Source organism: Rhizobium sp. NZLR8 (assembly GCF_019685025.1).
Classification (GTDB): Bacteria; Pseudomonadota; Alphaproteobacteria; order Rhizobiales; family Rhizobiaceae; genus Rhizobium.
Window position 1 is genome coordinate 789,522 of record NZ_JABDVY010000001.1, and the last position, 14,333, is coordinate 803,854.

Annotated in this window: 13 protein-coding genes; 3 read left to right on the forward strand and 10 right to left on the reverse strand. The window is 64.4% G+C overall.

What is annotated here, in order from left to right; translation table 11 throughout:
* Nucleotides 1–76: 76 nt before the first annotated feature.
* Together HJB89_RS03845 and HJB89_RS03850 are read right to left on the reverse strand one after the other, a co-directional pair.
* The gene (locus HJB89_RS03845; protein WP_221132407.1) at nucleotides 77–826 is read right to left on the reverse strand and encodes an SDR family oxidoreductase; all 750 of its coding nucleotides are present in this window, start codon (nucleotides 824–826) and stop codon (nucleotides 77–79) included.
* A 79-nt stretch (nucleotides 827–905) separates the two neighbouring features.
* Nucleotides 906–1,670, reverse strand: a complete 765-nt coding sequence (locus tag HJB89_RS03850; protein ID WP_221148979.1) for an SDR family oxidoreductase — start codon at nucleotides 1,668–1,670, stop codon at nucleotides 906–908.
* Between the two features lie 125 nt (nucleotides 1,671–1,795).
* Between HJB89_RS03850 and HJB89_RS03855 the strand changes: the two genes are divergently transcribed.
* Genes HJB89_RS03855 through HJB89_RS03865 form a run of 3 tightly spaced genes read left to right on the forward strand, consistent with a single transcriptional unit; the run spans nucleotide 1,796 to nucleotide 4,356 of the window.
* Nucleotides 1,796–2,701 carry a LysR family transcriptional regulator gene (locus tag HJB89_RS03855; protein ID WP_221140712.1) on the forward strand — a complete coding sequence of 302 codons (906 nt, stop codon included), beginning with the start codon at nucleotides 1,796–1,798 and terminating at the stop codon, nucleotides 2,699–2,701.
* A 33-nt stretch (nucleotides 2,702–2,734) separates the two neighbouring features.
* Nucleotides 2,735–3,973: an MFS transporter gene (locus tag HJB89_RS03860; protein ID WP_221148980.1), complete on the forward strand. Its 1,239-nt coding sequence runs from the start codon at nucleotides 2,735–2,737 to the stop codon at nucleotides 3,971–3,973.
* Nucleotides 3,970–4,356 carry a VOC family protein gene (locus HJB89_RS03865; protein WP_207582618.1) on the forward strand — a complete coding sequence of 129 codons (387 nt, stop codon included), beginning with the start codon at nucleotides 3,970–3,972 and terminating at the stop codon, nucleotides 4,354–4,356. The genes HJB89_RS03860 and HJB89_RS03865 overlap by 4 nt, the downstream gene beginning before the upstream one ends.
* Nucleotides 4,357–4,381: 25 nt before the next feature.
* Here HJB89_RS03865 and HJB89_RS03870 read toward each other — a convergent pair whose 3' ends face one another.
* The 8 genes from HJB89_RS03870 to ubiE form a co-directional block, all read right to left on the reverse strand.
* Nucleotides 4,382–6,043: a urocanate hydratase gene (locus tag HJB89_RS03870; protein WP_207582619.1), complete on the reverse strand. Its 1,662-nt coding sequence runs from the start codon at nucleotides 6,041–6,043 to the stop codon at nucleotides 4,382–4,384.
* 54 nt (nucleotides 6,044–6,097) lie between these two features.
* Complete coding sequence (locus HJB89_RS03875; RefSeq protein ID WP_207582620.1) at nucleotides 6,098–6,427, reverse strand: TfoX/Sxy family protein; 330 nt, start codon at nucleotides 6,425–6,427, stop codon at nucleotides 6,098–6,100.
* A 3-nt stretch (nucleotides 6,428–6,430) separates the two neighbouring features.
* Complete coding sequence (locus HJB89_RS03880) at nucleotides 6,431–7,528, reverse strand: DUF917 domain-containing protein (protein WP_221148981.1); 1,098 nt, start codon at nucleotides 7,526–7,528, stop codon at nucleotides 6,431–6,433.
* The gene (locus tag HJB89_RS03885) at nucleotides 7,509–8,789 is read right to left on the reverse strand and encodes a Zn-dependent hydrolase (protein WP_221148982.1); all 1,281 of its coding nucleotides are present in this window, start codon (nucleotides 8,787–8,789) and stop codon (nucleotides 7,509–7,511) included. Before HJB89_RS03885 ends, HJB89_RS03880 begins: the two co-directional genes overlap by 20 nt.
* Complete coding sequence (locus HJB89_RS03890) at nucleotides 8,786–10,165, reverse strand: dihydroorotase family protein (protein ID WP_221148983.1); 1,380 nt, start codon at nucleotides 10,163–10,165, stop codon at nucleotides 8,786–8,788. Before HJB89_RS03890 ends, HJB89_RS03885 begins: the two co-directional genes overlap by 4 nt.
* Before the next feature lie 23 nt (nucleotides 10,166–10,188).
* Entirely contained in the window at nucleotides 10,189–11,775 is a 1,587-nt protein-coding gene (locus HJB89_RS03895; RefSeq protein ID WP_164006256.1) for an aromatic amino acid lyase, read from the reverse strand.
* 91 nt (nucleotides 11,776–11,866) lie between these two features.
* Entirely contained in the window at nucleotides 11,867–13,441 is a 1,575-nt protein-coding gene (gene ubiB, locus HJB89_RS03900) for a 2-polyprenylphenol 6-hydroxylase (protein ID WP_207582625.1), read from the reverse strand.
* 48 nt (nucleotides 13,442–13,489) lie between these two features.
* A complete protein-coding gene (ubiE, locus tag HJB89_RS03905) occupies nucleotides 13,490–14,266 on the reverse strand; it encodes a bifunctional demethylmenaquinone methyltransferase/2-methoxy-6-polyprenyl-1,4-benzoquinol methylase UbiE (protein ID WP_207582626.1) in 777 nt (258 codons plus the stop codon).
* Between the last annotated feature and the right edge of the window lie 67 nt (nucleotides 14,267–14,333).

The following is a 14,333-nucleotide window of genomic DNA, read 5'->3' on the forward strand; positions in this document are numbered from 1 at the left end:
AATCGCGGGACGGCACACATCGCCGCGCTCGGCCGGTGCCGCCCCGTTCATGACGTCGGCCGTCATTCTCGTGGGCTCAGAGGTTGCTCATCCCGCCGTCGATCACGAGTTCGCTGCCGACGATATAGGCGGCCTCATCGGAGGCGAGAAAGACGATCGTTTTCGCGACCTCGCTGGGGTTCCCGAAGCGGCCGACGGGGATCTGCGACTGGATCTCGGCAGCCATCGCCTTGGATTGGGCTTCCGACGCCCCGAGCTTGCTGTAGAGCGGCGTGGCGATCGGGCCCGGGCTGACGGCGTTGACGCGGATGCCGCGACCGATGAGTTCGCCCGACAGCGTCTTTGCGAGCGTCAGCAATGCACCCTTCGTCAGTGAATAGACGCTGGAGTTCGGCATGCCGATATGGGCGTTGATGGAGGTATTGAGCACGATTGCGGCCTGGCTCGAAAAAATCGGCAGCAACGACTGGATCAGGAAAAACGGCCCCTTGACATTGATCGCCACCGACTTGTCGAAGGCGGCTTCGCTCCACTGTTCCAGCGGCCCGAATTCGGCGACACCGGCATTGACGAAGAGGATGTCGAGCGTGCCGAAAGCCTCTTTCACCGTATCGGCGACGGCCTTCTGGCCGGCCGCATTGCCGGCATCGGCCTGGATGACGATCGCTTTGTCGCCGAGTTCGCTACGGGCGGCTTCGACGCTTGCGGCGCTGCTGCCGGTAACGACGACGCGGGCGCCTTCGGCGATGAATTGGCGGGCGGTTTCGATGCCGATGCCGCTGGTGCCGCCGGTGATGAGGGCTGTCTTGTTCTGCAGTCGTGACATGATGACGTTCCTTTGATCGGATATTGTGGCCGGAGAAGGCGCGCTTTCATCCGGCGAATTGGGGAGCGCTTGGCTTTCGTCAGGTTCGGGTGATCGACGCGCCGCCATCGACCAGCGAGGCAGTGCCGGTGACGAAACTCGCATCGTCGGAGGCGAGGTAGAGAACCGAGCGGGCCAGCTCCTCGGGCGCTGCGACACGCTTCAGCGCATGCAGATTGGTGATGAAGGACTGCTTGTCGGAGGTGTCGTTCATCTCCCGATACATGTCGGTGTCGACGGCGCCCGGCAGGATGGCATTGACGCGCACGCCCTGCTGTCCGTATTCGGCCGCGAGCGCCTGGGTCAGGCCGATCAGGCCGGATTTGCTGGCGGCATAGGCGGCGACGCCGGGAAAGGCGAAGCTGTAACCGACGAAGGTCGAGGTGAAGATCACCGAGCCGCCGCCATTCCCCACCATTTCGCCGATCTGGTGCTTGGCGGCGAGGAAGGCGGCGGTCAGATTGATCGCCAACGCATCGCTGAAGCCTGCTTCCGAAACGCCGGTGCTCGGGCCGGCCTCGCCGAGTGTGCCGGCATTGTTGAAGGCAATGTCGAGCTTGCCGTAATGGGTCACGGCGGCCGCGACCAGCGCCTTGTGATAGTCTTCCGACCGGACGTCGCCGGCCACGGCGACAGCATCGCCGCCTTCCGCCTTGATCTCCGCGACGAGCCTGTCGAGTTCGCGCTCGCGGCGGGCGCCGACGACGACCTTGGCGCCCTCAGCGGCGAAGAGCTTTGCCGTGGTGCGGCCGATGCCTGAGCTTGCGCCGGTGACGATTGCGACCTTGTTGTTCAAACGGTTCATGGTCTCATTCCTGTTCTTGATCCGAGGCGGCCCCTGCCGTCCCTTCCGTTGAATGGAAGATGGCATTTTCCGTTCGTTCGGATTAGTCTCCAGATCATGGAATTCGAATTCGGAAAAGCCGAACGATGATCAGAATCGAAGGTATAGCGGCTTTTGTCGCCGTCACCGAGGCAGGCTCGGTCAGCGAGGCCGCCCGGCGGCTGCGGCTCTCCAAATCCGTCGTCAGCGAAAGGCTGGCCGAGCTGGAGAAGTCGCTCGGCGGCATGCTGCTGCACCGAACGACGCGCAAACTCACCTTGACCGAGGATGGTGCGGTCTTCCTGGAGCGGGCCGGTCGCATCGTCCGCGAGATCGAGGAGGCTGCCGCCGACATGGCCGAGCGGCGCGGAACCCTGTCGGGGCCGATCCGCATTGCTGCACCCGTCACCTTCGGCCGCATGCATCTCGGCCCGGCGCTTTATCCCTTCCTCGCCGAACATCCGGAGATCGAACTGACGCTCGATATCGACGACCGGCGCGTCGATGCGTCCTCGGACGGCTACGACGCGGTCATCCGCAACGGCCCGATCGCCGATAGCCGGCTGGTCGCCTGGAAGCTCACCCGCAGCCGCCGCCTCCTCTGCGCGTCGCCGGCGTATCTCGCGCGTGCAGGAATGCCGGCGTCGCTGGCGGATCTCAGCAGCCATCGCGGCATCTTCTACACCAATCGCGGCGTTGCCGACTGGCGCTTCCAGACGCCCGACGGTGCGATCGTCGTCCGCGCGAAACTGGCGCTCGGCATCAACAATGGCGACATGCTTCGTGACGCTTCGATTGCCGGTCTCGGCATCGCGCTGCTGCCTGCCTTCATTGCCGGCCCGGCGATCCGCGAGGGCCGGCTTGCCGAAATCGATGTCGGCCACAGGCCGGAGGCCGAATTCATCTATATGGCCCATCCAGAGGGCCGCAATCCCTCGGCCAAGCTCCGCGCCATTGCCGATCACTTGAAGAAGAGCTTCGGCGATCCACCCTATTGGGATCCGGCGGGTTAACGCATGAATTCCAAGGCTCATCAGGATGAACATATGCCGTCGTCAGCGCACGCCGCAAAGACCGTGATCGCAGCAGAAAAGCATTATTTGACGCGCGACTCCGCCGCCTATCGCCGCGCCAGTCTGGCGCTTTTCCTCTCCGGCTTTTCCACCTTCTCGCTGCTCTATTGCGTCCAGCCGCTGCTGCCGATCTTCTCGCAGGAATTTGCCGTCAGCCCGGCCGAAAGTTCGCTGTCCCTCTCGCTCTCTACTGGCTTCCTGGCGGTCGCCATCATCTGTGCCGCCGCGGTTTCGGAAGGTCTCGGCCGCCGCAGCCTGATGGCGCTATCGCTGGTCGCCGCCGCATTGCTGACGATTGCCACCGCCTTCGCTCCGGATTGGCACCTGCTGCTCGTCATCCGCGCCCTGCAGGGCCTCGTTCTCGGCGGCGTGCCCGCCGTCGCCATGGCCTATCTCGCCGAGGAGATCGACCCGCGCGGCCTTGGCGCCACCATGGGCTTCTATGTCGCCGGCACGGCCTTCGGCGGCATGTCCGGCCGCGTACTGACAGGCATCTTCGCCGAATATCTTACCTGGCGCCCGGCGCTTTTCATCATCGGCGCCATCGGCCTTGCCGCCGCGCTCGGCTTCATCGCCCTGCTGCCGCCGTCAAGAAATTTCGTCCGCCGGCCGGGCTTCGACCTCAACTTTCATCTCAAAGCCTGGCTCGGCCATCTCAAAAATCCGGCGCTGCCCTTCATCTTCGCCGTCGCCTTCCTGGCGATGGGCTCCTTCGTGACGATCTACAACTATGCCGGTTTTCGCCTGGTGGCGCCGCCCTATGGCCTCAACCAGACCGAACTCGGCCTGATCTTCACCGTCTATCTCTTCGGCATCGGCGCTTCTTCGATCGGCGGCCTGCTCGGAGATTGGATCGGGCACTTTCGCGTGCTTCTCTTCAGTCTGGCGCTCACCGCCGCCGGCAGCGCGCTGACGCTGTTTGCCCCGCTGCCATCGATCATCCTCGGCATCATCGTGCTGACGACCGGCTTCTTCATGAGCCACTCCATCGCCAGCGGCCTTGTCGGCAAGCTGGCGCATGGCACCAAAGGCCACGCCTCGTCGCTCTATATGCTGGCCTATTATGTCGGCTCCAGCCTCATGGGCTCGGCCGGCGGCTGGTTCTTCGCAGTGGAAGGCTGGGCCGCCGTCGTTATCTTCACGCTTGCCATGCTGGCGCTGGCCTTTATCTCCGCCTGTGTGGCGCAACATTTCGCGAGGAGCAGAGCATGATCCGCATAGACCGTCTCGACCACCTCGTGCTCACCGTCGCCGATATCGAAACGACCTGCGATTTCTATTCCCGTATCCTCGGCATGTCGGTCGAGGTGTTCGCGGGAGACCGCAAAGCCCTGAAATTCGGCCGCCAGAAGATCAATCTGCACCAGGCCGGCCACGAATTCGATCCCAAGGCGAGACATCCGACCCCTGGTTCCGGCGATCTCTGCTTCATCGCCGAGACGCCGCTTGCCGACGTCATCGCCCATCTGCAGGCGTCGGGCGTTGTGATCGAAGAAGGGCCCGTCGAACGCACCGGCGCCACCGGACGTCTGCGCTCGGTCTATTTCAGGGATCCCGACGGCAATCTCATCGAAGTTTCAAATCTGATCGACTGACGCTCGATTTGGCCAATACCCCGACTCAACCAAGCTGAATATAGGGCACGTCCTTCTTCGCCACCTCGTCCAGCGCTTCCTCGTAACCGGCATCGGCATAACGCATGACGCCGAGGGCGGTGTCGTTGGTCAGCGCGTGGTCGAGCCGTTCGTCGGCGCCATCCGTGCCGTCGGCGATGACCGTGACGCCGCAGCTCGTCATGTAGCCGGCATAGCCGCCGCCGCCGGAATGGACGACGACGAGGTCGGCCATCGAGGAGCAGAGCATCATCGCATCGATCAGCGGCCAGTCGGCGATCGCATCCGAGCCGTCCTTCATCCGTTCGGTCATGATATTCGGATGCGCCATGGCGCCGGCATCGAGATGGTCGCGGGAGAAGGCGACCGGGCCTTTGAGTTCGCCATTCGCAACCAGCGTATTGACGCGCCGGGCGAGTGCCGTGCGTTCGCCGTGGCCGAGCCAGGCAATGCGCGCCGGCAGCCCTTCGAATGGCACATGCTGGCGCGCCAGCCGGATCCAGTTGGTGATGATCTTGTTGTCGGGGAATAGTTCCAGCAGCAGGTCGTCGATGCGGGCGATATCGCTCTCCTCGCCCGACAGCGCCATCCAACGGAACGGCCCGATCGCCCGGGCAAACAGCGGCCTGAGATAGGCTTCGGTGAAGATCGGAATGTCGAAGGCATTGGTGACGCCGCCCTCTTTCGCCTGGGTGCGGATGAGGTTGCCATTATCGAAAACTTCCGAGCCCTTCCTCTGGAATTCCAGCATCGCCGTCACATGGTCGACGATCGAGGCGCGGCTTGCCGCCATCAATTGCCCCTGGCCGTCGTCGCGCAGTCCCCTGACCTGCTCGAGGCTCATGCCCTTCGGCACATAGCCATAGACGAGGTCGTGTGCCGAGGTCTGGTCGGTGACGATGTCGGGCACAATGCCGCGCCGGGCAATCTCCGGATAGACCTCGGCCGCATTGCCGACGAGGCCGACGGAAAGAGCCCGCTTCTCCTTCACCGCCGCATTGATCATCTGAAGGGCGCTATCGAGATCGGGTGCGATTTCCTGGAGATAGCCGATCTGCTGGCGCTTGCGAGCCCGTTCCGGGTCGATATCGACACAGAGGATCGCCGCCCCTGCCATGCGACCGGCGAGCGGCTGTGCCCCACCCATGCCGCCAAGGCCGGCCGTCAGCACGAAGCGGCCGAGGAGATCGCCGCCGAAGCGCCGCTCGGCAATGCGCATGAAGATCTCGTAGGTGCCCTGGATGACGCCCTGGCTGCCGATATATTGCCAGGCGCCGGCCGTCAGCCCGCCCCAGCAGATCAGCCCCTTGCGCTGCAGCTCGTAGAACACTTCGGCCTTAGCCCATTGCCCGACGATGTTGCAGTTCGCCATGATGACCAGCGGCGCTTTGGCGTGAGTTCGAACGAGCCCGATCGGCTTGCCGGACTGGATGAGCAGCGTCTGGTCCTCCTCCATCTCGGTCAGCGCCTTGACGATGCCCTTGTGCGCCGCCCAGTTGCGGGCCGCCTTGCCGAGCGCGGCATAGACGATCAGGTTTTCGGGATCCTCACCGACGGACAGCACGTTTTCGAGCAGCCGCAGCAGCGCTTCCTGCCGCCAGCCCTTGGCACGCAAGTCCGGCCCGCCGGGAATGGGAAATTTCGGATGACGTGGATTGGCCTTCGGCATCGTGGATTCCTCGTTGGTTATCCTCCCTTCTTCCCAGGCGAGAAGGGAATGGCGTTATTTGCCCGGCAGCGATTCCACATAGGCGAGCGCCGCATCGAGCAAACGCCGTCTGAGCGCATCGTCGCCGTAGACCGCAGCCGTCGCCCGCACCCAGCCCTGCATCACACGCTCGCCCGAAAGCATCTGGATGACGCCCGGCAGCGCCAGCGCCCAGCCGTCATTGCCTCGGCCGAGACGGACCAGCATGCCGTCACTGCGCGCGCAGCAGAGAAGATTGCCGTTCAGCAGGAAGGCCCGGCCGCCGAACATCGATTTTTCGCTGAAGCCAGGCCGATCGCCGAGTTCCTCGCGCAGCAATTCTTCCAAGCCGGGATCGCGCGTCATGGTTCAGGCCTTCGTTTCCAGTGCATAACGGGCGATCTCGATCCCCATCGCCTTTTCGACGACGGGATAGACTGTGGGATCGAGCACGCTTGCCGACAGCGGTATGAGTTCCTTTGGAACATGCAGGATGAAGACATGCATGCCCTCCTTGAGCTGGCCGACGCTGAGCGGTTCGCCCTCGGTTGACAGGGTAGTAATGACGGCGGGGAAGGTGGCAAGCCGCATGCCATCCGCATCGTCCACCGCCATATATTCATTCATCACGTACAGCCTCACCGATTTTTCGCCCGGACCGACGGTGATCGTGCCGATGTCGAAGGCTTCCTTGGTGTAGACGACGTCCTTGCGGGTGATGATGCCCTCGGCGAGGATATGCCCGCCCGTCGTCTTGCAGATGGCGTCGATGACATCAGATCCGCCCTTCCTCTCCGCCGCAATGATCGCCTCGCCGAGCGCAAGCGCCATCGAGATGCCGCCGAGTGCGGCATGGCTGCGCACATAGGAGGCTCTCAGCGGATTGCGGCAGCTGGCGATGAAGCCGCCGGATTGATCGGCGGCGGCGCGCAGCACCGGCGAGATCTTCGCGGTCGCGCCCTTGACCATCAGTTCGATATAGCGGTTCTCGGACCGATTGCCGCCGACGGCGGTCTGGATCATCGGCTCCGGTGAGCCAGCCATGCCGATCGAGCCCATGTCGCCTGTGGGGTGCGCACGGATATCGCCGACCGCGTCGACCACCTTGGTGCCGAGGATTGCCGACGGCAGCCAGCCGTTCAGCGTCGAGGATTTGCCGTTCTGGCCGATGATCAGCCCGGAGAGCCTTTCGCCCAGCGCCTCCTGCAGGAGCTGCACGGCCTTGACATAATCGATGCCCTGCATCTCCCAGGGCGTAGTCGAGGCCGGCGCACCGATCGCCGCCGCCGTCGCGATCCAGTCCTCGTCCTTCAGTTCGTCGATCGAGACCAGCTCCGGCTTGCCGATGGTGACCGCCGCCAGCCCGAGCATCCGCCCGTGATCGGCCCAGCCGCCGCCGCCGGCGGCATAGACGGAGCCGCCCTTGACGGCCGCTTCCACGTCCTTCTCAACCAGTATGCGTCCCATCCGGCTTCTCCTGGTTCGAATTTCTGTCCATCTCGCGCACCGCCTCGAACAGCACGGCGGCGCCGAGCGCGACGTCGTCATTGTCAGCCCATTCGTCGGGGCAATGGCTGCGGCCGTCCCGGCAGGGCACGAAGATCATCGCCGCTGGCGCCACCTTGGCGATCCAGGCCGTATCGTGCCCTGCGCCGGAGGCCATGCGGCGATGCTTGGCGCCGACGCGCTCGCAGGCGGCCTCCAGCGTCGACAGCAGCCCGACATCACCCGGGGTCGGCAGATTGTCGGACACCCGGTTCGGCGCCTTGATCGTCACGCCATAGGCGTCCGCCAGCTTTTGGACATGGCCGTCGAGCCAGCGACAGAAGGCCTCCATGTCGGCGCGGATCTCCGCGCGGCCATCGATCAGCAGCACCACCTTCGACGGCACGACATTGGCCGCATTCGGCTCGATCCGGAACTCGCCGACCGTCGCCGCGAAGTGGCCTGGTGTTTTGGCAAGTTCGGCGGCGGCGTTGCGGATGTCGAGCACCAATTGCGAGGCCGCCACCAGTGCATCCGCCCGCCGGTCCATCGGCGTCGTGCCGGCATGGTCGGCCCGCCCCTCGACGGTGATCTCCAGGCGGGTGATGCCCGAGATCGCGGTGACGATGCCGATATCGGCTTTTTCGGCTTCGAGCACCGGCCCCTGTTCGATATGAAGCTCGAGAAAGCCTGCCAGATCGGGCCGCTTCTGCTGCGCCAGAACGTCTGGACTGCCGCCCACCTCGGCGATACCCTCGGCAAGCTCGCGCCCGTCGCTGACGCGCGAAAGCCAGGCTTCCGGCAATTGCCCGGTCATCCCCCGGCTGCCGATGCAGGATACGCCGAAGATGCTCACCTCCTCGGCAAGGAAATCGACGATCTCCAGATCGTGGTCGAGCTCCAGGCCCTGATCGTGCAGTGCCCGCGCCACCTCCAGTGCCGAGATCACCCCGGCAATGCCGTCGAAGCGGCCGCCATCCGGCACCGTGTCGGAATGCGAACCGACCATGATCGTGCCGAGCCAGGGTTTGCGGCCGGTGCGCCGGCCGATCAGATTGCCGGCGGCATCGATCCGCGTTTCCAGTCTTGCCGCCTTCATCCGCGCTTCGATATAGGCCCGGCCTTCGAGAAAGAGCGGCGTGAAGGCCCGCCGCGTCCACGGATGCCCCGGCTCGGTGATTGCGGCCAGCGCCTCGATATCTCCAGCGATCCGGCCGGCATCGACGGGAAGATTACGGCTCATGCACCGGCTCCCGCGATAACCTGGCGCGGCAGCGGCCTCACGAACCGTCCGGTGCGGGGCTCGGCGAGCACCTTCCCGCTCTCGGCGATCTTTTCGCCGCGCAGATATGTGGCCGCAACGGTCCAGGGCAGGCGGATCCCATTATAAGGGCTCCAGCCGACGACGTTGTTGCCGCTTGCGGCGGCGTCATAGACGCTCTCCCGCGGCTCCAGCACGACGATATCGGCATCCTTGCCGGGGGTCAGCGCCCCCTTGATATGGTCGAGCCGGAAATGCTTGGCCGGGTTTTCCGCCATCAGCTTGGCTGCCCAAGTGAGCGGAATGCCCCGTTCGACGGCGCCTTTGATGAAAAGCGGCACCATCACCTCGAGACCGGGAACACCGGAGGCATTGGCGAGCATGTCGGGATTGGTCTTGCGGTTCTCCGACCAGCTGACGTGATCGGTCGAAACCAGCCAGACATCGCCCTTCGCCACTTTCCGCCAGAGTTTTTCCACCTCGGCGCGCGGCCGTACCGGCGGATTGATCTTTCCCTTGCCGCCGAGGCGCTGCACGTCATTCTCTTCGTCGAGCGTCAGATAATGGATGCAGCATTCGACCGTCGCGGCAAAGCCGTCGCGGCGATAGGAACGCGCGATGTCGTAGCCGCGCCCGAGCGAGCAGTGCACCACATGCGCCGGGCAGCTGGTCGCAGCCCCCGTCTCGAAGATCGTGTGCATCGCCAGGAGTTCGGTAATCGCCGGCCGCGACAGGCCGTGCGCCCGCCAGTCGGTGATGCCGCTCGCCTTCACCTGCTCCATGTAGGTGCGTACCGCCTCGTCGTCCTCATTGTGCACGCCAGCCGTCAGCCCCGTCGGCGCGATTGCCGCAAAGCAGGCGTCGAGCAGAGCCGGCGGAATGCGCGGAAAACGCTTTGGGTCTGTGCCGAAGGTCGAGAATTTGAACGCCGCAACGCCTGCTTCGACCATCTCGGCAATCCGCGCGGCGCCTTCTTGCGGATCGACCGTGCCGTAAAGCGCGAAGTCGACGCGCGCCTGCGGGCTCGCATGGTCGATCTTCCGTTTCACCGCCGCTGCCGAGCAGACGAGGTCGCCCTCGTCATAAGGCATGTCGATGATGGCAGTCACGCCGCCGGCGGCTGCCGAGCGCGTCGACCAGATGAAATCCTCCTGGTCTTTCTGGGACAGCGAATGCACCTGCGCGTCGATCGCGCCGGGCAGGATCAGCGCTTTGCCGAGCAGATGCCGCTCGCGCGCCGCAGGCGGCACGCCGAGGCCGACCTCGGCAATGCGGCCGTCACGCACGGCGACATAACCCGCTTCGACAATGCGGTCCGGCAGCACCACTGTGCCCTGCAGAACGAGATCGAAGTCCATGACGCTTCCTCCCTAAGCTGAGATCAGAGTGCCGGTGCCTCGTGGCGGGCCAGCCGCTCCTCGATGCGCTCCAGCGAGCCGAGCGCGAAGAAATCGTCGAAGGATGCGATCGGAACTTGCTCGGTCAGCCTGGAGACGAAGTCGTCCGAGCCGAGTTCCTCTTCGATCGCCTCCACCTCGGCCGACAGCGGCCGGTCGACCGTATAGAAATCCGCATGTTTGCGCACCACTTCGTAGAGCATGGCGGCGACGCCCTTCGGTTCGTCGCCGAGAATGTCGATCGCCTGGGCAGACAGCAGCGCCTCGAGGGCTGCGAGACGCTTCAGCGCCCGCATCTGCCGGTCGAAGCGCTCGATGACCAGCGGCAGGAAGGCTGCCTCATCCTCCAGTCCGGCCGCCACCACCAGCGACTGTGCCGATACGGGATTGGACATCGACAGCACGCGCGAAAAAATCTCGCCGGCAAGCTTGATGATCGGCCCGAAACCGGTGGCGATCCGCCCCGGCGGCACGAGATTGACCGGCAGGTCGCGCCGCTGACCGTTGCCGAGAATGACACAGCGGTTGAAGGCATTGCGCGCCGCATGCGCCATGCAGAGTGCCGCCGATTCGAGCAGGATCGTCACATCGAGCGGCAGCGACCCGCCCGAGGTCATCACCCGGCCTTCGACGACGACCGGATTGTCGTCCGAGCGGCCGGTGGCGGCAAGGATCTTGTGGCCGGTCGACAGCAGGTTTTCGATCACCGCGCCGAACACCTGGGCGATCATCCGCAGGCTGAGCGGGTCCTGAACATGCGTTGCAACCGGCCAGTTCCAATCGTCGGAGGCGTTGCAGAGCCAGGCGCCGATCAGCGCCTCGCGCGCCGTGCCGACATGGCGGACCGCCTTCCAGGGATCGCGGGACGCGCCGAGCGCGCCGGCCGCCATCATCGCCGTCGCCAGCAGGATGCGGATCGAGGCGGCGGCATTGCGCGTCGTTTCCGCCGCCGCTGCAAAGCTCACCGCATTGATGCTGAGCGAGGCGAGGCTGTCGCGCGGCGCCATCCGCACCGGCTCCAGCCCGGCTGCCCGGAAAGCCTCTGCCGCCTGCATCCGGTTGCCGCGATAGACCGCTTCGCCGACGCCGGTCAGCACCGCGCCGATCTGTCCCATCAACCCGATATCCGCACAGCCGATCGAGCCGGTGCGGCGCACGACCGGGATGAGATCGGCCTCGAGCATCCTGATATAGGCCTGGATCAGCTCCGGCGTGCAGCCGACCTGGCCGGTCAGCGCCGTATTGACGCGGATCGCCATGGCATTGCGCACGACATTGCAGGAAAAGGGTGTGCCGGTGCCGAAATGATGGGCGCGCACCAGGCCGAGGTTGAAGGTATCGAGTTCGTCGGCCGACCACTCCACATCCTTCATGGCGCCGACGCCGGTCGTCGCGCCATAAACGGGCATGCCGGAGGCGATGGCCTCCTCGACGACCTCACGGGCGATTGCGATGCGGGCCATGCCGGTCGCCGACGCCGAAATCGTCGCCTTGCCGGCACCGATCGTCACCATCTCGGCAAAACCGAGCGGCCGTCCGGAAAGTTCGATGCCAGGGCGTTCGTGCTGCATGTGCCATATCTCCTAAACAGTGAGACTAAGCGGCCCTTCCGTCACATGGGATATCCTAAATGCCGAACACAGCATGTTTTTGACAGGCGGATCAGCTCACCATCCAGGCAATATAGAGAAGCGTCAATGCGATGACCCAAAGCGCGATCCTGGCCGAGCGGTTATGCCGCGCCTCGGCCTTGCCGATCGCCTCCGCCGTCTGCGCGTCGAAGCGCAGCCCATGTTCGCTCATTTGCAGGAGCTGGTGGTGAAATTTTTCCGTTTTCGCTGCGATTTCGGGCACGGCTTCGGCGAGTTTGACCGCCGCCTTCAGTCCGTCCTTGATATCGGTGGCGATCCGCTTCGGGCCGAGATTGGTGCGGATCCAGTCGCCGACAACGGGCTCGGAGGCCTTCCACATGTTGAAGCGCGGGTTGAGCATGCGCGACACGCCTTCGACCACGACCATGGTCTTCTGCAGCATCACCAGCTCCGGCCGTGTCGCCATGTCGAACAGTTCGGTCACTTCGAAAAGCAGCGTCAGCAGCTTGCCCATCGAGATCGTCTCGGCCGGCTGTCCGTGGATCGGCTCGCCGATTGCCCGGATCGCCTGGGCAAAACTCTCGACATTGTGGTGTCCGGGCACATAGCCCGCCTCGAAATGCACCTCGGCGACGCGGATATAATCGCGGGTGATGAAGCCGTAGAGGATTTCGGCGAGGAACCGCCGCTCCTTTTTACCGAGGCGTCCGACGATGCCCATGTCGACGGCGACGATCATGCCGCCCGCATCGACGAACAGATTGCCCGGATGCATGTCGGCATGAAAGAAACCGTCGCGCAGCGTGTGGCGCAGGAACGACTGGATCAGCGTATCGGCGAGCAGGTTGAGATCGTGGCCGGCGGCGCGCAGGCCCTCGACATCGGACATGCGCGTGCCGTCGATCCATTCCATGGTGATGACGTCGCGTCCGGTGCGCTCCCAGTCGACCTTCGGGACGCGGAAGCCCGGGTCCTTTTCGGTATTCTCGGCGATCTCGGAAAGGGCGGCCGCTTCCAGGCGAAGATCCATCTCCACCTTCGTCGTCTGCTCCAGCGTCTTCGTCACCTCGACCGGCCGCAGCCGTCGGCTGGAGGCCAGGAAACGCTCCTGCATACGGGCGACGAGATACATCGCCTCGATGTCATGGGCAAAACGCTGGCGCACGCCCGGCCGCACGATCTTGACGGCGACCTTCTTGCGGCCCTCTGATGTCTCGACCTCGGCCGGATGCACCTGGGCGATCGAGGCAGCGGCGATCGGCTCGCCGAAGCTTGCATAGAGTTCGCCGATCGGCCGCCCGAGCGAGCCTTCGATATTGGCCTTGGCGGCAGCCGAGGGAAAGAAGGCCATCCGGTCCTGAAGCTGCGACAGGTCGTTGGCGAATTCGACGCCGACGACATCCGGCCGCGTCGCCAGGAACTGGCCGATCTTCACATAGGAGGGACCGAGCCGTTCGACGGCCTGTGCCAACCGGTCGCTGCGCTTCTGATGCCGCGCCTTGCTGCGCTCGAAAATCGTGACGAAGGATTTGGCGAGTGCGACCGGAGGCGGCAGGCCTTCGGACGGAAGAGCCGACACGACGCCCTCACGCACGAGCACCCAGCCGACGCGCCAAAGGCGGAAATAGGCCCCGAATGTGCTCATGCTGCCATACCCCGCCGGACGAGGTTCGTGTTTTCTTCCCTCATTCCCTCAAAGCTTCCAGCCGGAATGCAGCGCGGCAATGCCGCCGGTATAATTGGTGTAGTTGACGCGTGAAAAACCGGCCTGGCGGATCATTGCCGCGAAATTCTCCTGGTTCGGGAACTTGCGGATCGATTCCACCAGATACTGGTAGGGTTCGGCCTCGCCGGTGATCGCCTTGCCGAATTGCGGAATGGCATTGAACGACCAGGCGTCATAGATCTTGTCGAGCAGCGGCATATCGACTTCGGAAAATTCCAGCACCAGCAGACGTCCGCCGCGCTTCAACACCCGATAGGCCTCCGACAGCGCCGCATCGATCCGCGGCACGTTGCGGATGCCGAAGGCGATTGTATAGGCGTCGAAGCTGCCAGCCTCGAAAGGCAGTTCCTCGGCATTCGCCTCGACGAAGGTGAGATTGCCGGAAAGCTTCTTCTTTTCCGCCCGCTCGGCGCCGACGCCGAGCATCGAGCCGTTGATGTCGAGCACGGTCGCATGCGCCTGCCGGCCCGAGGCCTCGACGATACGGAAGGCGATGTCGCCGGTGCCACCGGCGACATCGAGCACCTTGTAGCCCGGCTCCTTGCGCGGGTTCAGCGCCGAAATCATCGCATCTTTCCAGGCGCGGTGCATGCCCATCGACATGACGTCGTTCATGATGTCGTAGCGCTTGGCGACCTTGTGGAACACCTGGTTGACGAGGCCCTGCTTCTCGCCGTCAGACACCTCACGGAAGCCGTAGGAGGTCTCCATGCCGCCATCGGCGGAAGTGCGGCTTTCTGACATCAGGCTGCTCCATTCCTTAAGATTCGGGCGCGGCGGCCATAGCGAAAGACCGCGCGCGACGTTATCA

Bases quoted from the DNA above. Each gene is read 5' to 3' on its own strand.
- HJB89_RS03845 (WP_221132407.1), bottom strand. From the start codon at position 826: ATGTCACGACTGCAGAACAAGACAGCCCTCATCACCGGCGGCACCAGC.
- HJB89_RS03850 (WP_221148979.1), bottom strand. From the start codon at position 1,670: ATGAACCGTTTGAACAACAAGGTCGCAATCGTCACCGGCGCAAGCTCA.
- HJB89_RS03855 (WP_221140712.1), top strand. From the start codon at position 1,796: ATGATCAGAATCGAAGGTATAGCGGCTTTTGTCGCCGTCACCGAGGCA.
- HJB89_RS03860 (WP_221148980.1), top strand. From the start codon at position 2,735: ATGCCGTCGTCAGCGCACGCCGCAAAGACCGTGATCGCAGCAGAAAAG.
- HJB89_RS03865 (WP_207582618.1), top strand. From the start codon at position 3,970: ATGATCCGCATAGACCGTCTCGACCACCTCGTGCTCACCGTCGCCGAT.
- HJB89_RS03870 (WP_207582619.1), bottom strand. From the start codon at position 6,043: ATGCCGAAGGCCAATCCACGTCATCCGAAATTTCCCATTCCCGGCGGG.
- HJB89_RS03875 (WP_207582620.1), bottom strand. From the start codon at position 6,427: ATGACGCGCGATCCCGGCTTGGAAGAATTGCTGCGCGAGGAACTCGGC.
- HJB89_RS03880 (WP_221148981.1), bottom strand. From the start codon at position 7,528: ATGGGACGCATACTGGTTGAGAAGGACGTGGAAGCGGCCGTCAAGGGC.
- HJB89_RS03885 (WP_221148982.1), bottom strand. From the start codon at position 8,789: ATGAGCCGTAATCTTCCCGTCGATGCCGGCCGGATCGCTGGAGATATC.
- HJB89_RS03890 (WP_221148983.1), bottom strand. From the start codon at position 10,165: ATGGACTTCGATCTCGTTCTGCAGGGCACAGTGGTGCTGCCGGACCGC.
- HJB89_RS03895 (WP_164006256.1), bottom strand. From the start codon at position 11,775: ATGCAGCACGAACGCCCTGGCATCGAACTTTCCGGACGGCCGCTCGGT.
- ubiB (WP_207582625.1), bottom strand. From the start codon at position 13,441: ATGAGCACATTCGGGGCCTATTTCCGCCTTTGGCGCGTCGGCTGGGTG.
- ubiE (WP_207582626.1), bottom strand. From the start codon at position 14,266: ATGTCAGAAAGCCGCACTTCCGCCGATGGCGGCATGGAGACCTCCTAC.